This is a genomic window from Chitinimonas sp., assembly GCF_041904975.1.
In the GTDB taxonomy this organism is placed as follows: Bacteria; Pseudomonadota; Gammaproteobacteria; order Burkholderiales; family Chitinimonadaceae; genus Chitinimonas.
Genome location: NZ_JAYRLZ010000263.1, coordinates 1 through 5,884, shown reverse-complemented (window position 1 = coordinate 5,884; position 5,884 = coordinate 1). Strand labels below are relative to the sequence as shown.

General features: G+C 60.8%; 4 protein-coding genes. All 4 read left to right on the top strand.

The features are described from left to right. Positions 1-62 precede the first annotated feature (62 nt). Positions 63-1,448 (top strand): maltoporin, encoded by a 1,386-nt coding sequence (locus ACE3OH_RS18375; protein ID WP_374356585.1) that lies wholly within the window; start codon positions 63-65, stop codon positions 1,446-1,448. A gap of 272 nt (positions 1,449-1,720) precedes the next feature. Next, positions 1,721-3,376 carry an alpha-glucosidase gene (locus tag ACE3OH_RS18370; RefSeq protein WP_374356582.1) on the top strand — a complete coding sequence of 552 codons (1,656 nt, stop codon included), beginning with the start codon at positions 1,721-1,723 and terminating at the stop codon, positions 3,374-3,376. Positions 3,377-3,502: 126 nt separating this feature from the next. Continuing rightward, complete coding sequence (locus ACE3OH_RS18365; protein WP_374356577.1) at positions 3,503-4,600, top strand: ABC transporter ATP-binding protein; 1,098 nt, start codon at positions 3,503-3,505, stop codon at positions 4,598-4,600. 243 nt (positions 4,601-4,843) lie between these two features. After that, positions 4,844-5,884, top strand: a 1,041-nt coding sequence (gene malE, locus ACE3OH_RS18360) for a maltose/maltodextrin ABC transporter substrate-binding protein MalE (RefSeq protein ID WP_374356574.1), incomplete at its 3' end; no start/stop codon positions are given.

The following is a 5,884-nucleotide window of genomic DNA, read 5'->3' as shown; positions in this document are numbered from 1 at the left end:
CACCAGTCCATACGTCTTGTGGCGCGTGGTTCTATCCAACCAAACGGAGAGGAGTGATAGCAATGACTCGTAAGACCAAGCTGTTTGCGGCAGTTGTCGCAGCCTTGTCCGCCCAGGCCTGGGCTGTGCCGGTGGACTTTCACGGCTATCTGCGTTCCGGTTCAGGCTCGGGCTCGGAAGGCGGCAATGTGGCCTGTTTCCAGATCAATGCACCGGCCTTTGGCGGTGATGTGGGCCGCTCCGGCCGCCTCGGTAACGAATGCGACACCTATGGCGAACTGGCATTCGATGCCGGCCTGGGCGAAACCATGGGCATCGGCTTCAAGCTGCACACCATGGTCGCTTTCGGTTCGCAGCAGATTCAAGACTACGAACAAAGCGTGCCGGCCTGGCGCCAGGCATGGATCGAGGCGACCAATGTCGGCTCGGGCGCGCTGGCCAATGCCACCATGTGGGCAGGTAAGCGCTTCTACAAGCGCCATGATGTGCATATCGCCGACTTCTTCTGGTCGGCCGACACCGGCCCCGGCGCTGGTATCGAGAACGTCGATCTGGGCATGGGCGGCGCCAAGTTCTCCTACGCGCTGATGCGCAATGGCAGCGCCAGCTTTGGCAATACCGGCGGCAATTCCAATCAGGACCTGCTGCGCGCCACCACCATCGACAATCCGGGCAAGGCGATTTCCAACCACGACTTCCGCATCGAAGGCATCGATGTCGGCATGGGCTCGATCGACCTGGGCGCCAACTTCGTGCTGAAGAACAATGGCGATACGGTTACCGATATCAAGGACGCCAGTGGCAAGGTAGTGGGCCAATCGCGCAAAACCATCGGCGGCAAGGGCGGTGTTGGCCTGACCGTGGCGCACAACTACAGCAACCCGTTTGATCTGGGTGGCTTCAACAGCTTCGTATTCCAGTACGCCAATGATGGCGCCAATCTTGATGGCACCGGCAAATGGTGGGCGGACGAGAATGTCAAGTACCGTGGCTGGCGTGTGATCGAGCATCTGGTGTTCGAGCCCAAGGGTAGCGACTGGAATGGCGCGGTGTTCTTCGGCTACGGCAAGGAGCGCCTGTACAACGAGTCCAATGGCAAGCTGAACTGGGGCGATCGCAAGGACAGCTCCACCACCACCTTGGTGGTTCGTCCGGTTTACCACTTCAACGAAGCCTATAGCGTGGCATTTGAAGCCGGTACTACCCGCGTCAAGCCTGGCACCGGTGATTCCTACTATCTGAACAAGTTCACCATTGCGCCGCAGCTGTCGGCCGGCAAGGGCTTCTGGGCCCGTCCGGTGCTGCGTGCCTACTACACCCTGGCCAACTGGAACAAGGCTGCCGGCAACCCGGCCGCTACCGGTCGCGACCTGGGCGTGGAATTGCCGCAATACCGTGGCAAGACCAATGGCAGCTCCTACGGTGTGCAAATGGAAGCCTGGTGGTAAGCCACACCCGGCTTGATGGAGCCTGGTCGCGCTAGTGCAGGCGGCTGGCTCGGGTCCGAACACTGACAGGGCAGGCAGTACAAGGTGCAGGGACCTTGCACTGTCGTCCTCCTGTCGTGCATGGACTTGAGCGGTCGCTTGCTGCGGCGCAGCTCCCCGTTTCCCTTCCTTGCGGCTGGCTCTGGCCGGTCGCAGGCGCACCTGTTTGCGAGTTCACTGCTATCGCCGCAATGCGATAGCAGTGCGCTTGCGGATTTCCCGGCGAGCTTGGCATGCAATCGAGTAACACATCTCCCAACAACTGGTGGCGCGGTGGCGTCATCTATCAGATCTATCCGCGCAGCTTTGCCGATTCCAACGGCGATGGCGTCGGTGATCTGCCCGGCATTACCGGCAAGCTGCCGTATATCGCCAGCCTCGGTGTCGACGCTATCTGGATATCGCCGTTCTTTACCTCGCCGATGAAGGATTTCGGTTATGACGTATCGGACTACTGCGATGTCGATCCGCTGTTCGGCAATCTGGCCGACTTCGACCGGCTTCTGGCCACGGCGCACCAGCTCGGCCTCAAGGTAGTGATCGACCAGGTGCTCAGCCATTGCTCGGACCAGCACGACTGGTTCAAGCAAAGCCGGCAGAGTCGCGACAATGACAAGGCCGACTGGTTTGTCTGGGCCGACCCCAAGGCCGATGGCACGCCGCCCAATAACTGGTTGTCGGTATTCGGCGGCTCGGCCTGGCAATGGGATTCGTGCCGGCGCCAGTACTATCTGCACAATTTCCTCAGCTCGCAGCCCGACCTGAATTTCCATTGTCCTGCGGTGCAGGACGCCATGCTCGCCACCATCCGTTTCTGGCTGGAACGCGGCGTGGATGGTTTTCGCTTCGATGCCTGCAACTTTCATTTTCATGATCGCAAGCTGCGTTCCAACCCGCCGGCCAAGGTGCGCGACAGCAAGACGGTATCAGCCGAAAACCCTTACGGTCTGCAGGCGCACAAGCACGACAAATCGCAGCCGGAGAACCTGGCCTTTCTGCAACGGGTGCGCTCCTTGCTCGATGAATTCGGCGCGGCTTCGGTCGGCGAAGTCGGCGATGATCATTCCTTGAAAGTGATGGCGCAGTACACCTCGGGCGGCGACAAGCTGCATATGGCCTACAGCTTCAATCTGCTCACCCCGGATGGTTCGGCCGGCTATATCCGCCAGCAGGTCGAGGCGCTGGAGGGCCAGCTGCACAAGCGTGGCAAGAAGGACGGCGTGCCGGGTTGGGCTTGCTGGTCGATCGGCAACCATGATGTGCAGCGGGTAGTCAGCCGCTGGGGCAAGGGCATGACCGATCCGCGCTATGCCAAGGTGCTGCTGGCCATGTCGGCCAGCCTGCGCGGCAGCCTGTGTATCTATCAGGGCGAGGAACTGGCGTTGACCGAGGCGGAGATTGCCTTCGAGCAATTGCAGGACCCTTACGGTATTACCTTCTGGCCCGAATTCAAGGGCCGCGATGGCTGCCGCACGCCTATGCCCTGGCAAAGCCGGGCCAAGCATGCCGGCTTTTCCACCGGCAAACCGTGGCTGCCGGTGCCGAAAGAGCATGCAGCCAGCGCGGTGGATGTGCAGGAACAGGCCGATGACTCGGTGCTGCAGTTCTACCGGCAGTTCCTTGCCTGGCGCAAGCGTCAGCCAGTGCTGTGCTCGGGCGATATCCGCTTTGTCGATGCACCGGAGCCGGTGCTGCTGTTTACCCGCAGCCTGCATGGCGAAACCTGGCTGTGTGCCTTCAATCTGGGCCGCGAGGCATGCAGCATCAAGCTGGACAAGGCGTATCGCCGTGCCGGCGCGCTGCCCGAGCCATCGGTGTTGACCGGCGGCCGCATCGATGCGGGGCATTTGCTGCTGGCACCGTTTGGCGGTCTGTACGCCCGGCTGTGAGGGTAATCGAACAAATCGCTGGCCTTAGGGCCGGATTGTGCGGAAGCACTTTCTTCCGCTGTGCAACAAGGTTCTGACCGATCATGCCCCTCGCTGGGCGCGACGGACAACATCAGGAGCAGAGACATGGCAGACGTAGTTCTGCGTGGCATACGCAAGTCGTTTGGCGATATTGAAACGCTGCACGGTATTGATCTGGATATCAAAGACGGCGAATTCGTGGTGTTTGTCGGGCCTTCCGGCTGCGGCAAGTCCACCTTGCTGCGCACCATTGCCGGCCTTGAGGACATCACCGCCGGCGATCTGTTCATCAATGGCCAGCGCTGCAACGACACCCCGCCGGCCAAGCGCGGCGTAGCGATGGTGTTCCAGAGCTATGCGCTGTATCCGCATATGACGGTGGCGGAAAACATGGCGTTCGGCCTCAAGCTCGCCGGCCTCGACAAGCAGGAGATGAAACTGGCAGTGGATCGGGCGGCACGCATCCTGCAGATCGAGCATCTGTTGGAGCGCAAGCCCAAGGCCCTGTCCGGCGGGCAGCGCCAGCGGGTGGCGATCGGCCGCGCCATTGTGCGCAAGCCCAATGTGTTCTTGTTCGACGAGCCGCTGTCCAATCTCGATGCCGCGCTGCGGGTGCAGATGCGCATCGAGATCACCAAGCTGCATCGCGAACTCAATACCACCATGGTGTATGTGACCCATGACCAGGTGGAAGCGATGACCCTGGCCAACCGCATCGTGGTGCTCAGCGCCGGCAATATCGAGCAGGTCGGCACACCGCTGGAGCTGTACCACCATCCACGCAATCTGTTTGTCGCCGGCTTTATCGGCTCGCCCAAGATGAATTTCATCGAAGGCCGGCTGACGGCGGCCAGCGCTACCGAGGCGACGGTGGAGCTGGCCGATGGCAGCCGAGTAACGGCAGCGGTCGATGCCAGTGCTGGCCAGATCGGCAGCAAGGTCACCCTGGGCATCCGTCCCGAACACTTCGGCTTTGATGCCGAGGCGGGCAAAGCGGTGAAGGGCCAGGTGATTGCGGTAGAGCATCTGGGCGAGGCGACCAATTTTTATCTGCAGGTAGAGGGCGCCGCCGACCATATGGTGGTGCGTGCCTCGGCCGAGCACGATGCGGCGGTAGGCGAGCAGCTGAGCGTATTCTTGCCGGCGCGCCGCTGCTATCTGTTCAACGAAAGCGGCCTGGCATTTGCCCGCCTTGGCGCGTAGTTGCGCCGTTTGTATTCACAATACAGATCGGGTTTTAACCCGACAGTGCAAAGCCAGTCGGAATGAATTCCGACCTACAAGGCAGGCGGCCGTCGCTGGTGACACTTGTAGGTCGGGTTTTGACCCGACTGCGTAGCGCCACCGGCAGACCATGCATCAGTCGTAACAAACAACAATAAAAGCAGTGAAAACCAGGCAGTAAATGCAGTACCGGACCAAACCACCATACCGAATGGAGTGACCATGAACGTGAACAAGACCCTCGTCGCCGGCGCCTTGCTGGCTGCTTTTGGCACCGCCCACGCCGCCGAAGCCGGCAAGCTGTTGCTGTGGATCAATGGCGACAAAGGCTATAACGGCGTGCAGAAAGTCGGCGATGAGTTCGCCAAGAAGTCGGGCGTCGCCTTTGCCGTCGAGCATCCGGAAGATGCACCGGGCAAATTCCAGCAAGCTGCCGCAGCGGGCAAGGGCCCGGATATCTGGTGCTGGCCGCATGACCGTGCCGGCGAGTGGGTTGGCGCTGGCCTGTTGCAGCCAGTGACGCCATCGAAAGCCATCAAGGACGATATCGACCCGCTGGCCTGGAAGGCCTTTACCATCGGCGGCAAGGTGTGGGGCTATCCGCTGTCGATCGAGGCAGTTTCGCTGGTCTACAACAAGGACCTGGTGCCGACTCCGCCCAAGACCATGGAAGAATTGGTGGCGCTCGATGCCAAGCTCAAGGCCAAGAACGCCCATGCCATCCTGTGGGACTACACCAACACCTATTTCACCTGGCCGCTGCTGGCTGCCGGTGGCGCCTATCCGTTCAAGCAAAAGGCCGATGGTACCTATGATGCAGCCGATACCGGCGTCAACAATGCCGGCGGCGTGAAGGGCGTGGAGACCATCAAGACCCTGATCGACAAGGGCGTGATGCCCAAGGGCGCGGGCTACCCGGAAATGGAAGCCGGCATGGCCAAGGGCACGGTGGCCATGATGATCAATGGCCCGTGGTCGTGGGAAAACCTGAAGAAAGCCAATATCAACTTCGGTGTGGCACCGATCCCCACGGTGGGTGGCAAGAAGTCCGCGCCCTTTGTCGGCGTTTTGGGTTGCATGATCAACCGTGCCTCGCCGAACAAGGATGTGGCGGTGGAATTTTTGGAAAAGCACCTGCTGACCGTGAATGGCCTCAAGACGGTGAATGCCGATGTGCCGCTCGGCACCCCGGCCAACAAGACTTTCTTCAAGGAACTGCAAGAGAACCCGAATATCAAGGCCACCATGCAGTCGGCCCAGGCT

Coding starts and splice junctions, on each gene's coding strand:
- ACE3OH_RS18375 (WP_374356585.1), top strand. CDS start 63: ATGACTCGTAAGACCAAGCTGTTTGCGGCAGTTGTCGCAGCCTTGTCC.
- ACE3OH_RS18370 (WP_374356582.1), top strand. CDS start 1,721: ATGCAATCGAGTAACACATCTCCCAACAACTGGTGGCGCGGTGGCGTC.
- ACE3OH_RS18365 (WP_374356577.1), top strand. CDS start 3,503: ATGGCAGACGTAGTTCTGCGTGGCATACGCAAGTCGTTTGGCGATATT.